The organism is Staphylococcus sp. NWU MKU2 (genome assembly GCF_033283605.1).
Taxonomy (GTDB): domain Bacteria; phylum Bacillota; class Bacilli; order Staphylococcales; family Staphylococcaceae; genus Staphylococcus; species Staphylococcus haemolyticus.
This window is the reverse complement of record NZ_JAVSMH010000009.1, coordinates 1-19,096: the sequence shown is the minus strand read 5'-3', so window position 1 is coordinate 19,096 and position 19,096 is coordinate 1. Positions and strand designations below refer to the sequence as shown.

Genomic DNA, 19,096 nt, shown 5'->3' with positions numbered 1-19,096 from the left:
CTACATTGTGAACTCATCAGCAACTACTGGTGTAATTTTACCGCTAGCAATTTCTTCTAACGCTTCACCAACAGGTTTAGCTGAATGATATCCACTTAATAAAGCCGTTTCAGGTCTTTCATCTAATTCACGTGCACGCTTAGCTGCAGTCGTAGCAATTAAATATTTAGAATTAATTTTAGATTGTAACTGGTTCAATGGTGGGTTTAACATTATTTTTTGGCCTCCAATAACATTTTTCTATATATAGCTTCAACACGTTCGCGTTTTAAGTGTTCTGCTTCAACAATTGATTGAATACGTTCTTTCGCTAAATGGACTTCATCGTTTACCACAACATAGTCATAAAGATTCATCATCTCTACTTCTTTACGTGCTTCATTTACTCTGGATTGTATCTTCTCGTCTGATTCAGTGCCACGTCCAACTAAACGCTCTTTCAAATGATCTAAGCTAGGTGGTGCAAGGAAGATAAATAATGCATCTGGAAATTTCTTTCTTACTTGTTTGGCACCCTCTACTTCGATTTCTAAGAACACATCATGTCCAGCAGCCATCGTATCCTTAACATATTGAACAGGTGTACCATAGTAATTTCCAACGTATTCAGCATATTCAATAAATTGATCTTCCTGAATTAAAGCTTCAAATTCTTCTTTCGTCTTAAAAAAGTAATCTACACCATCAACTTCACCTTCACGCATATTTCGTGTCGTCATTGAAATAGAGTACTTATATGATGTAGTTGGATCATCAAATATCTCTTTGCGAACAGTTCCTTTGCCTACTCCTGAAGGACCTGAAAGAACAATTAGTAATCCTTTTTCATTATCCATGCCTTACGACCTCTCTAAGCTATTCTTCTATTATTTAAATATAATATCATATTGTAGTTAAAATTGTATAGAGTATGCAACATAAACTTAAATCATGACGCTATCATTCTACCATGTTACAATATACTGAATGATTAAATTGAAGGTGGAAATTATTTATGGCATATGATGGCTTATTCACTAAAAAAATAGTTGAATCAATACAGTTTTTAGTATCAGGACGAATTCATAAAATCAACCAACCTGAAAATGACACTATCCTTATGGTTATACGTCAAAATCGCAAAAATCATCAACTATTACTATCCATACACCCTAGTTTTTCAAGAATGCATATTACGACTAAAAAATATGATAATCCATTTGAACCGCCAATGTTTGCTCGTGTTTTTAGAAAGCATCTAGAAGGTGGCATTATTAAAGCTATACGTCAGATTGGCAATGACCGTCGTATTGAAATCGATATTGAAAGTAAAGATGAAATTGGTGATACCATTTATCGCACGGTTATCTTAGAAATCATGGGTAAACATAGTAACTTGTTACTTGTTGATGACAATTACAAAATAATTGAAGGGTTTAAACATTTAACCCCTAATACCAATCAATATCGTACTGTTATGCCAGGATTCAAATATGAAGCGCCACCTACTCAAAACAAATTGAACCCTTTTAATATAACAGGCGAAGAAGCTTTAAAATATATAGATTTCAATAGTGGTAAAATTGCGAAACAATTATTAAACACTTTCGAAGGCTTTAGTCCTCTCATTACTAATGAAATCGTTAATCGCTATCAATTTATGACAACGGAAACGCTACCTAAAGCATATGACGAAGTTATCAACCAGACATTGAAAACACCCGTCCCTATTTTCCATAAAAATCATGAAACTGGAAAAGAAGATTTTTATTTTATGAAATTAAATCAATTTCATGATGACATGGTTGAATATGCGTCCTTACATGAATTATTAGATCGCTACTATGATGCACGTGGTGAAAGAGAACGCGTTAAACAACGCGCAAATGATTTAGTTCGATTTGTGCAACAACAATCTCAAAAATATCAGCATAAATTAAGTAAACTAATTGATGAATATGAAAGTGCTAAAGATAAAGATAAGCAACAACTTTACGGTGAATTAATTACCGCTAATATTTATCGTATTAATCAAGGTGATGACGCTGTAACTGTATTAAATTACTACACCAATGAGGAAATAACGATACCTTTGAATCCTACTAAATCACCATCAGTTAATGCGCAATATTACTACAAGCAATATAATCGTATGAAAACACGTGAACGTGAATTAGATCATCAAATTCATTTAACACGTGAAAACATAGACTATTTTGCAAATATTGAACAACAATTAGATCATATTACAGTTGATGAAATTGATGATATTCGCGATGAATTAGCAGAACAGGGATTTATGAAGCAACGTAAAAACATCAAAAAGAAGAAGCATGATAAAATTCAACTTCAAACATATATCTCTACGGATGGCGATACTATATTAGTAGGTAAAAATAATAAACAAAATGATTATTTAACTAATCGCAAAGCTCAAAAGACCCATATATGGTTCCATACAAAAGATATTCCAGGTTCACACGTTGTCATTTTGAATGATGCACCAAGTGAAGAAACGATTAAAGAGGCAGCTATGTTAGCTGGTTATTTCTCAAAAGCGGGTAATTCTGGTCAAATTCCCGTGGACTATACGGAAATAAGAAATGTTCATAAACCATCAGGCGCTAAACCTGGGTTTGTAACTTATGACAATCAAAAAACATTATTTGCAACTCCAGATTATGACAAAATTCAAAGTATGAAAGTCAAATAAGAATGACAAAAAAAATATATAATAAATAATAGGATTAGAACCAAATGCATTTATACATTCGGTTCTAATCCTATTTTTTATTTTTCAGGCAACGCGAGTTGAAAACTAACGCCAAATTTATCTTGCACCCATGCGAATTCGCGGAATGGTGGCATTGCAGTTTTAGGCATCAATATAGCGCCTTCTTTCTTCAAACCATTAAATAGTCGTTCCATTTCCATGGCATTATCAACAATTATATATAAAGAAATGGATGGATTCATCGGTAAATCTTCTCCATTATCAGCATCGATTGCCATAAATACTTGTCCATTCAACGTAAATATAGAATGTTGTACTGTTCCAGGAACGCCTGGTCCCTCTTCACCATACTTCACCATAGTTAAAATTTCACTGTTTTCAAATAGACTCGTATATAAATTTATAGCTTCTTCTGCTTGATTATTAAACATTAGAAATGTTGTTATTTTCGGTATTTCCACAATAATTCCCCCTCTCTATATCTTTAATACTTATTTTAGACTAATTTTAATTATTTTGAAAAAATTTGAATATTTGATTCTTTTAATCTAAATTTTTGACTTATACTATTTTCAAGTTAAAATTAAACTAAAGTTCAATTGGAGGCTTTCTAATATGATGCATCTTATTATACCGATTTTATCTATGCTTATTGTCTTACTTATCGGATGGGTATTAATTAAAATTTTTATTCGCTAATTTATTGTTTTATATTTTCTTTTTATAAACAAAAACGTGGAATATATGACTACTTTTTAACTATTTATGAAAAAGTATTTGTCATATATACCACGTTTTTAATCTATTTTACCTTTTTGCCTTAACGTTTCTTTAGCTTTTTTAAAGAAATCACTCGTATGCACAAATGAATCCATACTCACTTTTGGCTGAGTTCCACTCATTTCTCTAATACTATTGTCAATCGACATTGTGTTATCCGGGGATTTAAAATCTTCTTCTCTATATAAGAATTCGTTAACATGTTTCATATTGTTATAGAAACGGTTGGCCTCACTATCAGTCATCACAATCAATCCCCCTTTTGACATAGCATATTACAAGTTATCTCTCCATTCAACTAAAGTCTGTATATCATTCTCAGAAATTTTTCCTTCTTCACGAGCCACTTCAATTAACTCATTATAATTACTTAATGTATAAAATGGAACATTAATTTCATTAAACATATCATCTGCCTTCTTTAAGCCATAAGTGAAAATGGCAACGACACCTAAAACATCAGCACCAGCTTCCTTTAAAGCTTCAACTGCTGTAATTGAAGATCCACCTGTAGAAATTAAATCTTCTACTACTACCACTTTCTTCCCTTTACTTACTGCTCCTTCAATTTGATTTTGTTTACCATGACTTTTACTTTTAGAACGAACATAATTCATAGGTAAATTTAACTTTTCAGAGATGTAAGCGGCATGAGGAATACCTGCTGTGGCTGTACCAGAAACAATATCTACGTCACCAAATTGTTCAATAATCATTTGACTTAAACCATCACGAATGGCACGTCGCACTTCAGGATAACCTAATGTTACGCGGTTATCACAGTAGATAGGAGATTTGATACCTGAACTCCACGTATATAAGTCATTCGGAGATAATGTTACTGCTTCAATATCTAACAAAGATTTTGCTATTTCTTTAGCCATATTAACCTAACCAACTTTCTTTAATAGTATGATAACTTTCCACAGGATTCTCGCTTTGGGTTATTGGTCGCCCAACTACGATATGTGTTGCCCCTAATTGTTTAGCATCTTCAGGTGTAGTAATACGTTTTTGATCATCTACAGCAGCCCCTTGTGGTCTAATACCTGGTGTGACTTTTAAGAAATTAGAACCTAATTTGTTTGTTAGCAATTCTGCTTCAAGTGGAGAACAAACCACACCATCTAGACCAGCTTGTTGTGTTAAAGTAGCATAGTTTAACACTGCTTCTTCAATCGTCGTCTGAATGTTTTGTTCATTACGTAGCATTTCTTCTGTTGTAGATGTTAATTGCGTCACAGCAATGATCTTTGTATCATTACTATATTTGTGCAAACCCCTTACTGCAGCTTTCATCATGTCTGTACCTCCAGCTGCATGCACATTAAGTAAGTCTACATCTAACTTTCCTAAGCCTTCCATTGCTTTTTCAACTGTGTTTGGAATATCATGTAGCTTCAAATCTAAGAATATGTCATGGCCACGAGATTTAATCGATTTAATCAAATCGGGGCCCGCTTGATAGAAAAGTTCCATTCCAATTTTCACGAAAAGTGGTTCATCAAATTGGTCCAAGAATGTATTAACTTTAGTTGCCGATTCGAAATCTAATGCTATGATAGGTAAATCTTTCATATTATAGCTCCTTTGAAAATGAACGACTTGGTCGCCATAATCAGTTTAAAAATATCCACTGACTTATAACGCCCTTGTCGTTCTCAAGTTGTAAATCTACATAGTTCTCATTGAAAATGTCATACTTTCAATTACATTTGTTAAAGCATTAGCCGTATCTAATGAAGTTAGACAAGGCACACCATTCTCAACTGTTGTACGACGAATTTGGAACCCGTCTCTTTCTACTTCTTTACCCTTAGTCATCGTATTAATGACAATTTGTACTTCGCCATTTTGTATACGTGTTAGTAAATCATCGTCGCCACCAATTTTGCCTACAACTTCAACTGGAATGTTGTCTTCTTTTAATTTTTCCGCAGTACCTTGAGTTGCTAAAATTTTATAGCCTACTTCATTTAAACGGTGTGCTATTTTAACAATTTCATCTTTATCTTTATCACTTACTGTCATAAGAACAGTACCGTGATCTTTAACTTCTACACCACTACCTGTTAATCCTTTGTAAAGTGCTTTTTCTAAAGTTAAATTTTTACCCATAACTTCACCGGTAGATTTCATTTCTGGTCCCAATGTCACATCAACATTTTTTAGTTTATTAAAACTAAATACTGGTGCTTTAACAAACACACCCTCTGAATAAGGTTGTACACCTTGTTTATAGCCTAAGTCTTTAAGACGAGTACCCATAATAGCTTGCATCGCTAGTTGTGCCATTTGAATATCGGTAATTTTACTTAAGAAAGGTACGGTACGACTTGCACGAGGGTTTACTTCTAATACGTAAACACCGTCATGTGCAATAACAAACTGAATATTAATTAGACCAACGATGTTCAACCCTTTTGCTAATTTGATAGTATAATCCTCTAGCGTATCGATATCTTCTTGACTTAACGTTTGAGGCGGATATACAGCTATTGAGTCACCACTATGCACACCAGCACGTTCTATATGTTCCATAATACCTGGAATGATAACTGTTTCTCCATCTGAAATTGCATCGACTTCTATCTCTTTACCTGTTAAGTATCTATCAACTAACACTGGGTGCTCAGGGCTAGCTTTAACAGCTTGCTCCATATAATTTTCTAATTCTGCATCGCTATTCACAATTTCCATTGCGCGACCACCGAGCACATAAGATGGTCTTACAACTACAGGATAACCAATTTCACGTGCATTCGTTAGTGCCTCACTTGGAGAAGTTGCAGTCTTACCTTTAGGTTGAGGTACATCAATCGTATGCAATAACGCTTCGAATTCTTTTCTATCCTCAGCACGATTTAAATCTTCTAAAGACGTACCTAATATTTTGACACCATGTTTAGCTAGTTTATCTGCTAAGTTAATTGCTGTTTGACCACCAAATTGAACTACAACACCTTTAGGTTGTTCTAAATTAATAATGTTCATCACATCTTCTTCAGTTAGCGGCTCAAAGTATAACTTATCTGAAATTGAAAAGTCAGTAGATACTGTTTCAGGGTTATTATTCACGATAATTGCCTCATACCCAGCATTTTGGATTGCCCATACAGCGTGTACAGTAGCATAGTCAAATTCTACCCCTTGTCCAATACGAATAGGACCTGAACCAAGCACTAAGATTTTCTCTTTATCAGTTACAATTGACTCATTTTCAGTTTCATATGTGCCATAGTAGTATGGCGTTGTTGATTCAAACTCTGCAGCACAAGTATCAACCATTTTGTAAACTGGTTTAATATTATTATCTTGGCGTAATTGATATACTTCTGATTCTGTCATGCCGAACCGATGTGCTATTACTCTATCACTAAATCCATAATCTTTAGCATATTTAAGATATTCCAAATCTCCTGGGTGATTTTTTAATTCATGTTCAATATTAATGATATTTTGGAATTTATTTAAGAAGAAATAATCGATTTGCGTCATATTGTGTATTTCTTTAAGTGTTGTACCACGTCTAATTGCTTCACCTATAAAGAAGAGTCTTTCATCATCTTGATGACTGATGCGTTCCTTAATATAATCTAAGTCAAAACTCTCTCCATTTGGTAAACCTAAATGATGTACACCGTATTCAAGTGAACGTATCGCTTTTAATAAAGATTCTTCATATGTACGTCCTATAGCCATTACTTCACCAGTGGCTTTCATTTGAGTACCTAATTCACGTTCACCCTTTTCAAATTTATCAAATGGGAATCTTGGAATTTTGGAAATAACATAATCTAGTGTTGGTTCAAAGGCTGCATATGATGTGCCTGTAACTGGGTTTAGCATTTCATCCAATGTTAAGCCCACTGCAATCTTCGCAGCTAATTTCGCTATTGGATATCCAGTTGCTTTAGATGCAAGCGCTGATGAACGAGATACACGTGGATTCACTTCAATAATGTAGTAATTAAATGAATGTGGATCTAATGCAAGTTGAACATTACATCCTCCTTCAATACCTAATGCTCTAATTACTTTTAAAGATACATCACGTAACATTTGATATTCAACATCTGATAATGTTTGACTTGGCGCAACTACGATAGAGTCACCTGTATGAATACCTACAGGATCTATATTCTCCATATTACAAACCACAATAGCATTGTCATTTTTATCGCGCATTACTTCATACTCGATTTCTTTGAAACCAGCAATTGACTTTTCAATTAAGCATTGTGTAGCTGGGCTGTAATGCAATCCATTACTCACTACTTCTTTTAATTCTTCATCATTGTAGCATATGCCACCACCTGTACCGCCCATAGTAAATGCTGGACGAACGATGAGTGGATAACCTACTTCATCTTTGAATGCAAATGCTTGTTCAACATTATTCACAATATCGCTTTCAGGAACAGGTACATTCAAATCATTCATTAATGATCTAAATAGCTCTCTATCTTCTGCTTGTTGAATTGACTTTAATTCTGTACCAAGTAATTTCACATTATTAGCCTCTAATACACCACTATCATGTAATTGAATAGCCATATTTAATCCTGTTTGACCACCTAAAGTTGGTAGCAATGCATCAGGTTGTTCTTTACGTATGATACGTGCAATAAAGTCGTGTGTTAACGGTTCGATATAAACTTTATCTGCAATTTCTTTATCCGTCATAATTGTTGCTGGATTAGAATTTACTAATATGACACGGTAGCCTTCTTCTTTTAAGGCAAGACACGCTTGTGTACCTGCGTAATCAAATTCTGCAGCTTGTCCGATGATAATTGGACCTGATCCAATCACTAGAATCGTTTGTATATCGTCACGTTTAGGCATTTGCTGTTTGCTCCTTTTCTTTAAATTCTTTCATCATAGTCATAAATTCATCGAATAAATAATTTGAGTCACTTGGACCTGGTCTTGCTTCAGGATGATATTGTACAGAGAATGCTGGCAAGCTTTTATGTCTTAATCCTTCAACAGTACCATCATTAAGTGCAATATGAGTTACTTCTAAGTCAGTATTTACCAATGAATTTTTATCGATAGCATAACCATGGTTTTGACTTGTAATATCAACTTTCCCACTACGTAAGTCTTTTACGGGATGATTAGCGCCACGATGACCGAATTTCATTTTAAATGATGTTGCACCTTGAGATAATGCAAATAATTGATGTCCTAAGCAAATTCCAAAGAATGGAATTTTACCTAAAATACCTTTAATCATTTCTATTGCAACCTCTACAACATCTGGATCACCAGGACCATTTGATAACATGACACCATCTGGTGACATGGCTAATATTTCTTCAGCAGTGGTGTTATATGGTACTACAGTTACGTTACAGCCACGCATATTTAATTCTCTGACAATATTTTGTTTTTTACCAAAGTCTAATAAGACTACACTCAAATCTGAACCTGTTGAAACATAAGGTGTTTTAGTAGATACTGTTTCCACCTCATCGCGAGGTAATTCAGTACTTTTTAATGTGTTAATTAATGAATCAATGTCATCTCGGTTATCAGTAAACCCAGCTTTTAAAACACCGTGTTGTCTAATTTTACGTGTGATGCTACGTGTATCTACACCTGAAATGCCAGGTATCTTGTATTGAACAAGCACATCATGTAACGTCTTTTGGTTTCTAAAGTTACTAGGATGTGTGCTTGCTTCTTTCACTACTACACCATTCAAAGTTGGTGTTAGTGCCTCGAAGTCATCTCTATTGATACCGTAATTACCGATTAATGGGTATGTGAATGTAATGATTTGACCAGTATATGAAGGGTCTGATATCGTCTCTTGGTATCCAGTCATCGCTGTGTTAAATACGATTTCTCCCACAGATAAATCATTAGATCCTAATTGATACCCTTCAAAATAAGTCCCATCCTCTAATACAAGATAACGTCGCTCAAGCATTTATTTATCCTCCTTAAATTTAACTTCGCCTTCTACCATTGTTAAAATTGGATTACCATAAACTTTGTAACCAATGAATGGTGTGTTGTCTGCTTTAGATAAGAAATCTTCACCTTTGATTTCACGTTCTTCATCTAAATTGATAATCGTTAAGTCAGCAAAGCAACCTTCTTCCAATTTGCCATAAGGTAAATCAAATGTTTGTGCTGGTTTAATTGTTAGGTAGTCAACTAATTGTTGTAATGACCAGTCACCATTTTTTACAAAATGCGTGTAAAGTAATGGGAAAGCTGTTTCACTTCCTACTATGCCAAATGGTGCTTTAGTCATTGGCTGTGCTTTCTCTTCTTTAGCATGTGGTGCATGGTCTGTTGCGATACAATCAATTGTGCCATCTAATAATCCTTCTAATAATGCGTCTCTATCTTCTTTACTTCTTAAAGGAGGGTTCATTTTATAGATTGCATTATCCCCTGGAACATCATCTTCAGTTAACAGTAAATGATGTGGTGTAACTTCAGCCGTCACATGAATACCTGCTGCTTTAGCATCACGAATAGCTCTGACACTTTCTTTTGTCGATACGTGACATACATGATAATGACAGTTAGCTGCTTCAGCTAATAATACATCTCTTGCTATTTGTACCGCTTCACAAATATTTGGAATACCAGGTATACCAAGTTCTTCACTACGTTTACCTTGATGCATAGCACCGCCATAAATTAAACTATTATCTTCACAATGTGCTACAACTGCTTTGTTGACCTTTGCAGCTTGTTGCATTGCTTCATACATCATTGCTGATTCCTGCACACCAACGCCGTCGTCAGTGAAAGCAAACGCACCTTGCTTTGCTAATGCATCAAAGTCAACATGTTCTTTTCCAGCTTGACGCACAGTTATTGAAGCATATGGTAATACACGGACTTGCGCATTATCTTGAATTAATTGTTGTAATCGATCCATATGTTCAACTGAGTCTGGTACTGGACGTGTATTAGGCATTGGACATACAATTGTGAATCCTCCACGTGCTGCAGCTTTTGTACCTGTTTCAATTGTCTCCTTATGTTCCCCACCAGGCTCACGTAAATGAACATGAACATCGATTAAACCTGGTGCTACAAAATGACCTTGTGCATCAATTACTTCAACATTTTCATCTACTTCAATGTTATTGTTAATTTCTTTGATGTGCTGACCATCTATTAAAATGGATGCTTGTTTAAGTTCACCGTTATCTAAAATTTGAGCATTTTTAATTAATTTCAATGTTTACGCCTCTTTTCCTGATAATAGTTTATTGATTACTGACATTCTTAAATACATGCCATTAGTCATTTGTTTAAAAATTCGTGCCTTTGGTGCTTCAACTAATTCACTATCGATTTCTACTCCTCTGTTAACTGGTGCAGGGTGCATTACGATTGCTTTATCTTTTAACTTATTGTATCTATCCATTGTCAAACCATATTGTTCATGGTAATCATTTGCCTCGAAATTAGCTTCTCCAGTAATACCATGACGTTCATGTTGAACACGTAACAACATAACAATATCTACTTGGTCGATGACATCATCAATTTGAACATATGGTGCATCTAATGAGTCGTCCACCCATTCATCTGGACTTGAGAACATTACATTTGCGCCTAATGAAGTTAGACTTATGAAATTACTTCGCGCTACACGTGAATTTTTAATATCACCACATATTAAAATGTTTAATTCTTCAAATGAACCATATTCCTCATAGATTGTCATAATATCTAACAGACTTTGTGTAGGATGTTGACCACTACCATCTCCAGCATTAGCAATCGGAATATTAAGATTTTCTAATTCTTCATAGTATGCATTTTGAGAATGTCTGATTACTAGTAAATCAACACCTATACTTTCAAGTGTTTTACATGTATCATACAGTGATTCGCCTTTTTGTACTGATGAAGTACTCGTTTCAAAATTAACTTCTTTAAGTCCTAATTTTTGTTCTGCTACTTCAAAGCTACACTTTGTTCGAGTTGAATTTTCGAAGAATAAATTAGAAACAAACTTCCCTACGAATTGTGGTAATGTTTGCTTTCCTGATTTGTAATCACAAGCTGTTTGAATTAAATCGTAAATGTCCTCGTTAGATAAATGTTCCATAGATAATAAGTTATTCATAAAGCGCCTCCTGATAAATAATCCTTGTTAAATTAGTTTTTTGAATCCTGTTTTTCTTTTGGCAAAATTAAATTTAAGATAATACCTGAAAGTGCTGCTAGTGCCATACCTTCGATTTGAAGGTTTACACCTAAACCTTTTAAATTGATGAGTAAGTTACCTATACCTACTACTAAGATGACTGATGCGATTACTAGGTTGCGGTTGCTTGCAAAATCAATGTTACTTTCAACTAACATTCTTAGTCCACTTGCTGCTATAATACCGAACAATAGGATGGACACGCCGCCCATTACCGGTGTCGGTATTGAAGAAATCAACGCTGAGAACTTACCAATAAATGATAAGACAATCGCTATAACCGCTGCACCGCCAATAACATAGATACTGTAAATCTTTGTTATTGCTAGTACACCGATGTTTTCACCGTATGTTGTGCTTGGTGGACCACCAATAATACTAGCGAACATTGTTGAAACACCATCTCCGATTATTGAGCGATGTAAACCTGGATCCTCGAAGAAGTTTCTACCTACGATTTTGTTGATAACCATTTGGTGACCGATATGCTCACTAACGGTTACGAAAACGATTGGTAACATAACGAGTATTAAACCAAGGTGTATCGATGGCACATAATCTTTGAATGGTAAATAGATATGTGGGAAATCAATCCAGTTTGCTTTAGCAATATTCGAAAAGTTAACTAATCCCATAAAGATTGAAACAATATAGCCAATAATGATACCAAAAAGTACCGGTATAAGTGATAAGAAACCTTTGAAGAACCCTTGCACAATTATTGTTACAAGTAATGTAATAAGCGCGACAACCAGATAGCTTAAATTGTACCCTTTCATATCTCCTGAGTTCTCGTACATTGCCATATTAACTGCCGTTGGTGCTAAACTTAATCCAATTACCATGATTACTGGACCTACAACTACCGGTGGAAGTAAATGCATTAACCATCCTGTACCACTGATTTTGATTAGGATACCGATGATGACATACATTACGCCACTAGCGAATAGTGCTACTAACATGTCTCCTAAGCTATGTGTACTTAATCCAGTAATAATTGGTGTGATAAATGCGAAACTTGATCCTAAATATGCTGGAATCTTTGCCTTAGTAATTAATATATAAAACAATGTTCCTATCCCAGATGCAAGTAAAGCAGCTGATATTGGCAAGCCAGTTAGGAATGGCACTAATACTGTAGAACCAAACATTGCAAATAAATGTTGTAAACTCAGTAGCGCCCATTGTGTTGGTTTAGGTTTGTCTTGTACGTCTAACACCGGTTTGACGGTGCGTTCAAACATTTGTTCATTTTCCATCTTTTTTCTTCCTTTCATAAAAAAAGTCTCTTTACATTTAAATGTAAAGAGACTAAAAAATCGTAGTAAACATACAGATAAGCACTCATACTTATCGTTATCCGTATCTACGTGACAAAGCATTCAAATATAGTGAGATGGTTATTAGTACTGACTATTCTATCATCGTAACCTACACTCACTTTTGAATACTTTACCTTTTTCAGTCTCTCGTACTGATTTAAAAGGTCTTTATTCAATTATTACTGCATTCTGTGAATCTTTTTCGTTTAAATACACTAAAACAGATTCTTCTTTAGAAGTTGGTATGTTTTTCCCTACAAAATCTGCTCTTATTGGTAATTCTCGATGTCCTCGATCTACAAGTGCGGCTAAGCCAATTTTAATCGGTCGAGAATGAAGCAGAATTGCATCTAATGAAGCTCTAACAGTTCTTCCTGTATAAAGTACATCATCAATGATGACGACTACCTTATCGTTAATTTCAGCATCAATTTCTATTGCATCTTGAGTAATTTGCTTGTTAGCAATTTCAATATCATCTCGAAAATGTGTAATATCAATTGTACCTGTTGGAACTGTTTTTTGTTCAATTTGATTGATTTTGTCTTGTATACGTCTTGCTAAAAATTCGCCTCTCGTTTTAATTCCGAGTAACACAAGATTTTCTGTACCTTTGTTATATTCAAGAATTTCATGTGCCATACGCGTTACAGTACGTTGTATTGTAGCTTCATCCATGATGATTCGCTCAGACATTATCTCACCTCTTAAAATTAAAAAACCCTCATGCCTTTTTCAAAGACATGAGGGCAAATTTATATACACACATGTAATGTTATACATTACATGATAAAGCCATTCTAATAAAATAATTCATATATTTCGCTGAATTATTTTAAGAAAGTATATAGAATTATACTCATTGTCTTTGAAGCCTCTCTGGAATCTCTTTTAAAGACACCGATTTCTTTTTTGAACTGTTACTAGCTTAAAACTTTTTGAGCTATAAGTCAATGCAATTTTTAAAATTATCAATTGTAAATAAATAATACTTTTACTGTAGTTAATCGAATTTGAGAAATACTAAAAAATTAGTCTAACTTTTCGAAACATACGTATTAAAGAATCATTGATTAAATGTGAAATTAGAAAAAATACCCACAAAGCGTTGAAACTTTGCGGGCTACCAAACTATTCTCTTCTTATGCATCTCTTAAGCGAATATCTTCTAAAAGTGTTTCAAATTCTTTAGGCAGTTCTGCTTGACGTTCAATGTATTCATGAGTAACAGGGTGTTCAAATCCTATAACACCTGCATGTAATGCTTGTCCACCAATATCAAGTGTTTTCCGTGGACCATACTTTGGATCACCAACAAGTGGGAAACCAATATATTTCATATGAACACGAATTTGGTGCGTACGCCCTGTCTCTAATTGACATTCAATTAATGTGTAATCATTAAAATGTTCTAAAACATTAAAGTGTGTAACCGCTTCTTTACCGTTATCAACGACATCCATTGATTGTCGATCTTTCTCGTTACGTCCGATAGGCGCATCAATCGTGCCATAATCATGTGGAATATTTCCATGTACTAAAGCGGTATATTTTCTTTTAACGGATTTATCCATTAATTGTTCCACTAACCCTCTATGAGCAATATCATTTTTGGCAACCATTAATAACCCTGAAGTATCTTTATCAATACGATGAACTATACCTGGGCGAATTTCACCATTAATTCCAGATAAATCTTTAATTTGGTACATTAAGCCATTAACTAATGTACCAGAATAATGACCTGGTGATGGATGTACTACCATGCCTTTAGGTTTATAAACTATCGCTACATCTTCATCTTCATAATAGATATTTAAATTTAGGTTCTCTGGCTGAATATCGGCTTCGACAACTTCCTTCTCTGTAACGATAATAAGATCATTTAATTTAACTTTGTAATTAGACTTAATCACTTTTTCGTTAACTGTAACTAAATCTTCTTTAATCAAATCTTGAATTTGACTTCTAGACCATTCATTATTGAATTCAGGTAATAATTTATCAATACGCTGTCCAACAAGTTCTTGGTTTTCAATTTTAAATTCATGTGTTTTCAAATTATAGCCTCCTATTCTTTTGAATTCGCATCTTTAAGTAAGGCAATGATTATGAACAATACACCTATTGTTAAACTTGAATCCGCAACATTAAATATTGGGAAATCATATCCAAAAATATTAGTATCAACAAAATCAACTACTTCACCATTAACTAATCGATCAATAAAGTTACCTAATGCACCTGCAAATAGTAAACTTATTGCAACTTGCATAAATAGATTATACTTTGCTTCTTTAATATAAAATAGTACAAGTACGATGAGAATAACTATCGTAATAATATAAAAGAATCCCATTTTACCACTAAGAATTCCCCATGCTGCACCATTGTTTCTATGTGATGTTATATTTAAAAAATTAGGAATAACTTCATATGAATCACCAATATTCATTGCTGTAGCAATAATCCGTTTTGTGACTTGGTCAATAATTAATATAGCGATTGCTACTATTAAAGATATGGTTATATAATATTTCTTTTTCATTCACGTGCCTCCATTCACACACTACACTTTGACAACACTCTACATTATAGCTTACTCCTCTATATAAAAAAAGCTACAGTTACAAATAGATGATGATATTAGTAACTGTAGTTCATTATGCGTTTTCACTTTGATTTTTCTTAGGATGAATATAATTAAATTCATCTACTTGGTATTCGTAAACTGTGCGCTTAGTAACTTCATATGGTTTACGATAATTCATATCAAAAACGGTTAACGAGCCATCATGATTAACTTTGTCTACATATGCAACATGACCATGTTGACCTTTTGGATATTGAAGGATTGAACCAACACTTGGATTATCATTAACTTTATATCCTTCTTTGCTTGCTTCATTAGCCCAATATTTGGCATCTCCCCATCTATTACTAATCATATTGCCATCTTGTCTAATTCTATCAAACACATAATACGTACATTGGCCTTTAGCATATAAGTTTAATTTCATTGGGTTCTTTTCCCAAAAATGAATTGTCGGTTGCGTCATATCTTGATTATCAATTCCATCATATATCGCTCCACCAGTGAAAAGTGCACTTCCTAAAACCATTATAAGTATATATTTCTTCATTAAATCACACTACTTCTATAAAATTAAATCTAAAACAAAGCCCATCTGGACCTTTAACATCAATATGCGTTGTTTCGGGATAATAATAATCAATTAAAGCAAGACCATATGTTACGTTATTCATCACACGTTTAGTACTTGATAACCATTGATTAACAGCTAAATGATGATAGTATTGATTTGAAGACATATAGAGTGAAAACTTATCTAAAAACGCAGATGGTTCAAGTCCAAAATATCTTAAATAATAAGATTCAACCTCTGACATATGTATCGTTTTAAGTGATAAATTTCCTATTTTAGTGCCTTTAGGAATCCCTTGCCAAGTTTGTTCTGATACATTTGTTAGTAAACGTGTAACATTGATTGCTTCAATATCTAACTTTACATTTTCATTATCGTAGCCCCAGTAATCCATATCATGGTCGACATAAAACTTGTACGCATTCCCCTCTGGATCTTCAAAAAAGAGGGACGTACAAACACTTTGTTCTCCACCATTGACCGGAATTTCAAAGTCTGTCATTTGTACAAGTAAATCGGCTAAATCTGTAATATTAGGAAGCATTATACCTACATAAAATAATCCTGCTTCAGATAAAAGTGGTTCCCTACCATTTATAACTTCATTTAATGTTAAAAAATGATTTGACTGACCTATCTCGTACTGAACAGAATGATTTGTTTCTGTAATAACTTCAAATCCCAATATAGTTTCATAAAATGGTCTTAAGTCTGCTAAATTTCTAACATTTAAAGTTATACCATTTACAAAATGTGAATGTTTTGAATGAAACATTATGGCCTCCTAATACTGCATGACTAAATATAACTTACTTCTTTTACTGGATGAAAAATACAATTCAATGAAAATAATACCTACTATTTTATCTTAAAATATATAAAATTTTATCAGTCTTTGTATGTATATTGCAATTTATTAACTTCTAAAGTAGTGTCTTAGAAATTGGGTTCATTATTTCACTTAAGTCGAGATGCTTGCTTAAAAGTTTCACAACTATGTTTTGTTATTTATTTAAGAACGCCATACACAAGTGCAGTTGCACTTAAGTTTAATAAAGCTACACATCTTAATTCAAACATAAAAAAGAAAAGGCAATTTCTATAATAATTCATAGAAATTGTCTTTTCTCACTAATTATGAAGTTATTAGTCGTGTATTTTATTTAGCTTAAAATTAATACTAATTTTTCGTCATTTAGGCTTTAATCAAATGATAAATTTTTGATCCAACATATGCACCTATAACTGCTCCTGCAGTCATCGCGATTGTACTAAACAATTGATCACTTTGTGTTGTCGCTTCTTTATCTTTATCTTTATCTGCAAGATTATTCATATGATTAACAAATAATTCCATTACAGATTTATGGATATTAGCCTGTGTAAACTTATAAACAGACCAAGGTAACGTCGGTTCATATTCTTGTAATGCAATAATAGCTTCATTTGAATCCAAGATGCGTCTAAATTCAAATCTAGCATTACCACCATTATTAGATAATGCTAAATTACCACCTACGATTTTATAAACAATCATATCTTTAGAAGAATCTTGCATATCACGTTCCATTTTTAAAATAAATTGATTAGTAAATGGCAAACTAATATTAAATTCATTTTCATTTATAGTTCCATTAATTAAATGTAACGTAATATTATTTATAAACTTCGCATATGTTTTTGAGACATCTTCCATTGAATAATTTTCTGGAATTCTAAAGCGTGATATTGCTCTAACATCTTTAATTTGTTCTTTACTATTAGAACTAGATGATTTTTTTGATTTGTTTTGATTTTCATTTATTTCATTTTCTTCATCTAGCGCTTGTTGCACACTTTCTTCATACGTCATCTCTCCAATAGAAATATCAGGATGCGTGCGCTCTGGTTGCGGAATCATATCATGAACTAAACTATTCATAAGTGGGTAAACCATTTCTTTAGGTACTTGTGAAATGAGGTGTACCCAATATCTACTTACCCAAATAGGTATAATTGGTAAATCAACGATTGGTAATCGCTTATTTAGCACTAATGCTGTACGTTGTATTAATTCTTTATAATTCATAATTTCGGGTCCTGTAATGTCAAAAGCCTCATTATGTTGTGGTGTTCGCTCTACTAGTAATGCCAGTTTATTAATTACATCATTAATTGAAACTGGTGCTATCATATTGTATGCCCAACTAGGTAATACCATACCAGGCAATCGTTCAACTAAACGTTTTAAAATAGGATAAGAACTTCCCTTAGCCCCAATAATTAAACCAGCTCTTAATGTACTTACAGGTATACCATAAGAACCTAGAATTTTTTCACATTCCAAACGACTACGTAAATGAGCAGATAGTTTATCTTCATTTGGAATTAAACCACTCATAAATACAATATGTTTAACGCCTTGTTTCTTTGCAGCTCTCGCAAAATTATCTGCTAATAAAGCATCCATATCTTCAAAGTTTGCTTGCGTTAACTTGGCGTTTGGCATCATAGAATGGACAAGGTAAATTGCAGTATCTACTCCTTCCATTACTTCTGTTATCTCATCTAAATCAAATAAATCAGCAGCTTTCCAAGTAACATTCTCTTCATTTTCTTTGTTACTAGTATTTCTTGAAATTGCTATAATATCATGATGCATTTTTAATTGATCTTTTAAATGTCCTCCAATATAACCAGATGCACCTGTTAATAAGATTTTACTCATGATTTCACCCCTAATTATTAAATAGTCGAATAATCTTGATTTAATTAATATATCTATTTAAATAGCCTTTTATTAAAAAGTGAAACATTGCATATCGTCATTATTTTTACTTATAAATTATAAATGTAAATACAAACATACTAAGATTAGCTGTGAAGAAATCTATGACGATAGATTTTTTCACAGCTATTTTTTATAGTTGTAGAGAGA

At 33.4% G+C, this 19,096-nt stretch carries 18 protein-coding genes; 1 reads left to right on the top strand and 17 read right to left on the bottom strand.

The genetic code is table 11. From position 1 onward, the window contains the following. Positions 1 to 213, bottom strand: coding sequence for a DNA-directed RNA polymerase subunit omega (gene rpoZ, locus SBL15_RS11110; RefSeq protein ID WP_107611415.1), 213 nt, complete (start codon positions 211 to 213; stop codon positions 1 to 3). Further along, the gene (gmk, locus tag SBL15_RS11105; RefSeq protein WP_016930696.1) at positions 213 to 836 is read right to left on the bottom strand and encodes a guanylate kinase; all 624 of its coding nucleotides are present in this window, start codon (positions 834 to 836) and stop codon (positions 213 to 215) included. Before gmk ends, rpoZ begins: the two co-directional genes overlap by 1 nt. A 158-nt stretch (positions 837 to 994) precedes the next feature. On the opposite strand from gmk, the gene SBL15_RS11100 reads away from it, so the two are divergent. Continuing rightward, positions 995 to 2,692: an NFACT family protein gene (locus SBL15_RS11100; RefSeq protein WP_053017060.1), complete on the top strand. Its 1,698-nt coding sequence runs from the start codon at positions 995 to 997 to the stop codon at positions 2,690 to 2,692. Positions 2,693 to 2,769: 77 nt separating this feature from the next. On the opposite strand, the gene SBL15_RS11095 is transcribed toward SBL15_RS11100, so the two are convergent. The 15 genes from SBL15_RS11095 to SBL15_RS11025 form a co-directional block, all read right to left on the bottom strand. Beyond that, positions 2,770 to 3,174, bottom strand: coding sequence for a VOC family protein (locus SBL15_RS11095; RefSeq protein WP_317955987.1), 405 nt, complete (start codon positions 3,172 to 3,174; stop codon positions 2,770 to 2,772). Between the two features lie 336 nt (positions 3,175 to 3,510). After that, entirely contained in the window at positions 3,511 to 3,738 is a 228-nt protein-coding gene (locus SBL15_RS11090) for a hypothetical protein (RefSeq protein ID WP_233641622.1), read from the bottom strand. 30 nt (positions 3,739 to 3,768) lie between these two features. Further along, on the bottom strand, positions 3,769 to 4,377 hold the full coding sequence (gene pyrE, locus SBL15_RS11085) for an orotate phosphoribosyltransferase (RefSeq protein ID WP_037536306.1): 609 nt from the start codon (positions 4,375 to 4,377) through the stop codon (positions 3,769 to 3,771). A gap of 1 nt (position 4,378) precedes the next feature. Then, positions 4,379 to 5,071: an orotidine-5'-phosphate decarboxylase gene (gene pyrF, locus SBL15_RS11080; protein ID WP_317955985.1), complete on the bottom strand. Its 693-nt coding sequence runs from the start codon at positions 5,069 to 5,071 to the stop codon at positions 4,379 to 4,381. Positions 5,072 to 5,167: 96 nt separating this feature from the next. Continuing rightward, a complete protein-coding gene (gene carB, locus SBL15_RS11075) occupies positions 5,168 to 8,341 on the bottom strand; it encodes a carbamoyl-phosphate synthase large subunit (RefSeq protein WP_107611412.1) in 3,174 nt (1,057 codons plus the stop codon). Beyond that, positions 8,334 to 9,434, bottom strand: a complete 1,101-nt coding sequence (locus SBL15_RS11070) for a carbamoyl phosphate synthase small subunit (protein ID WP_107611411.1) — start codon at positions 9,432 to 9,434, stop codon at positions 8,334 to 8,336. Before SBL15_RS11070 ends, carB begins: the two co-directional genes overlap by 8 nt. Beyond that, the gene (locus SBL15_RS11065; protein ID WP_317955983.1) at positions 9,435 to 10,709 is read right to left on the bottom strand and encodes a dihydroorotase; all 1,275 of its coding nucleotides are present in this window, start codon (positions 10,707 to 10,709) and stop codon (positions 9,435 to 9,437) included. It abuts the gene before it with no gap. 3 nt (positions 10,710 to 10,712) lie between these two features. Next, positions 10,713 to 11,606: an aspartate carbamoyltransferase catalytic subunit gene (locus SBL15_RS11060; RefSeq protein WP_317955981.1), complete on the bottom strand. Its 894-nt coding sequence runs from the start codon at positions 11,604 to 11,606 to the stop codon at positions 10,713 to 10,715. A gap of 32 nt (positions 11,607 to 11,638) precedes the next feature. Next, a complete protein-coding gene (locus tag SBL15_RS11055) occupies positions 11,639 to 12,949 on the bottom strand; it encodes a uracil-xanthine permease family protein (RefSeq protein ID WP_107611408.1) in 1,311 nt (436 codons plus the stop codon). 231 nt (positions 12,950 to 13,180) lie between these two features. Then, complete coding sequence (pyrR, locus tag SBL15_RS11050; RefSeq protein WP_107611407.1) at positions 13,181 to 13,708, bottom strand: bifunctional pyr operon transcriptional regulator/uracil phosphoribosyltransferase PyrR; 528 nt, start codon at positions 13,706 to 13,708, stop codon at positions 13,181 to 13,183. A 446-nt stretch (positions 13,709 to 14,154) separates the two neighbouring features. Beyond that, positions 14,155 to 15,072 (bottom strand): RluA family pseudouridine synthase, encoded by a 918-nt coding sequence (locus SBL15_RS11045; protein ID WP_107611406.1) that lies wholly within the window; start codon positions 15,070 to 15,072, stop codon positions 14,155 to 14,157. A gap of 11 nt (positions 15,073 to 15,083) precedes the next feature. Beyond that, a complete protein-coding gene (lspA, locus tag SBL15_RS11040) occupies positions 15,084 to 15,560 on the bottom strand; it encodes a signal peptidase II (protein WP_107611405.1) in 477 nt (158 codons plus the stop codon). A 115-nt stretch (positions 15,561 to 15,675) separates the two neighbouring features. Continuing rightward, positions 15,676 to 16,155 (bottom strand): CHAP domain-containing protein, encoded by a 480-nt coding sequence (locus SBL15_RS11035; protein ID WP_107611404.1) that lies wholly within the window; start codon positions 16,153 to 16,155, stop codon positions 15,676 to 15,678. A 4-nt stretch (positions 16,156 to 16,159) separates the two neighbouring features. After that, positions 16,160 to 16,954, bottom strand: a complete 795-nt coding sequence (locus SBL15_RS11030) for a VOC family protein (protein WP_107611403.1) — start codon at positions 16,952 to 16,954, stop codon at positions 16,160 to 16,162. Between the two features lie 420 nt (positions 16,955 to 17,374). Further along, positions 17,375 to 18,886 (bottom strand): NAD(P)H-binding protein, encoded by a 1,512-nt coding sequence (locus tag SBL15_RS11025; RefSeq protein ID WP_317955979.1) that lies wholly within the window; start codon positions 18,884 to 18,886, stop codon positions 17,375 to 17,377. Positions 18,887 to 19,096: the final 210 nt, after the last annotated feature.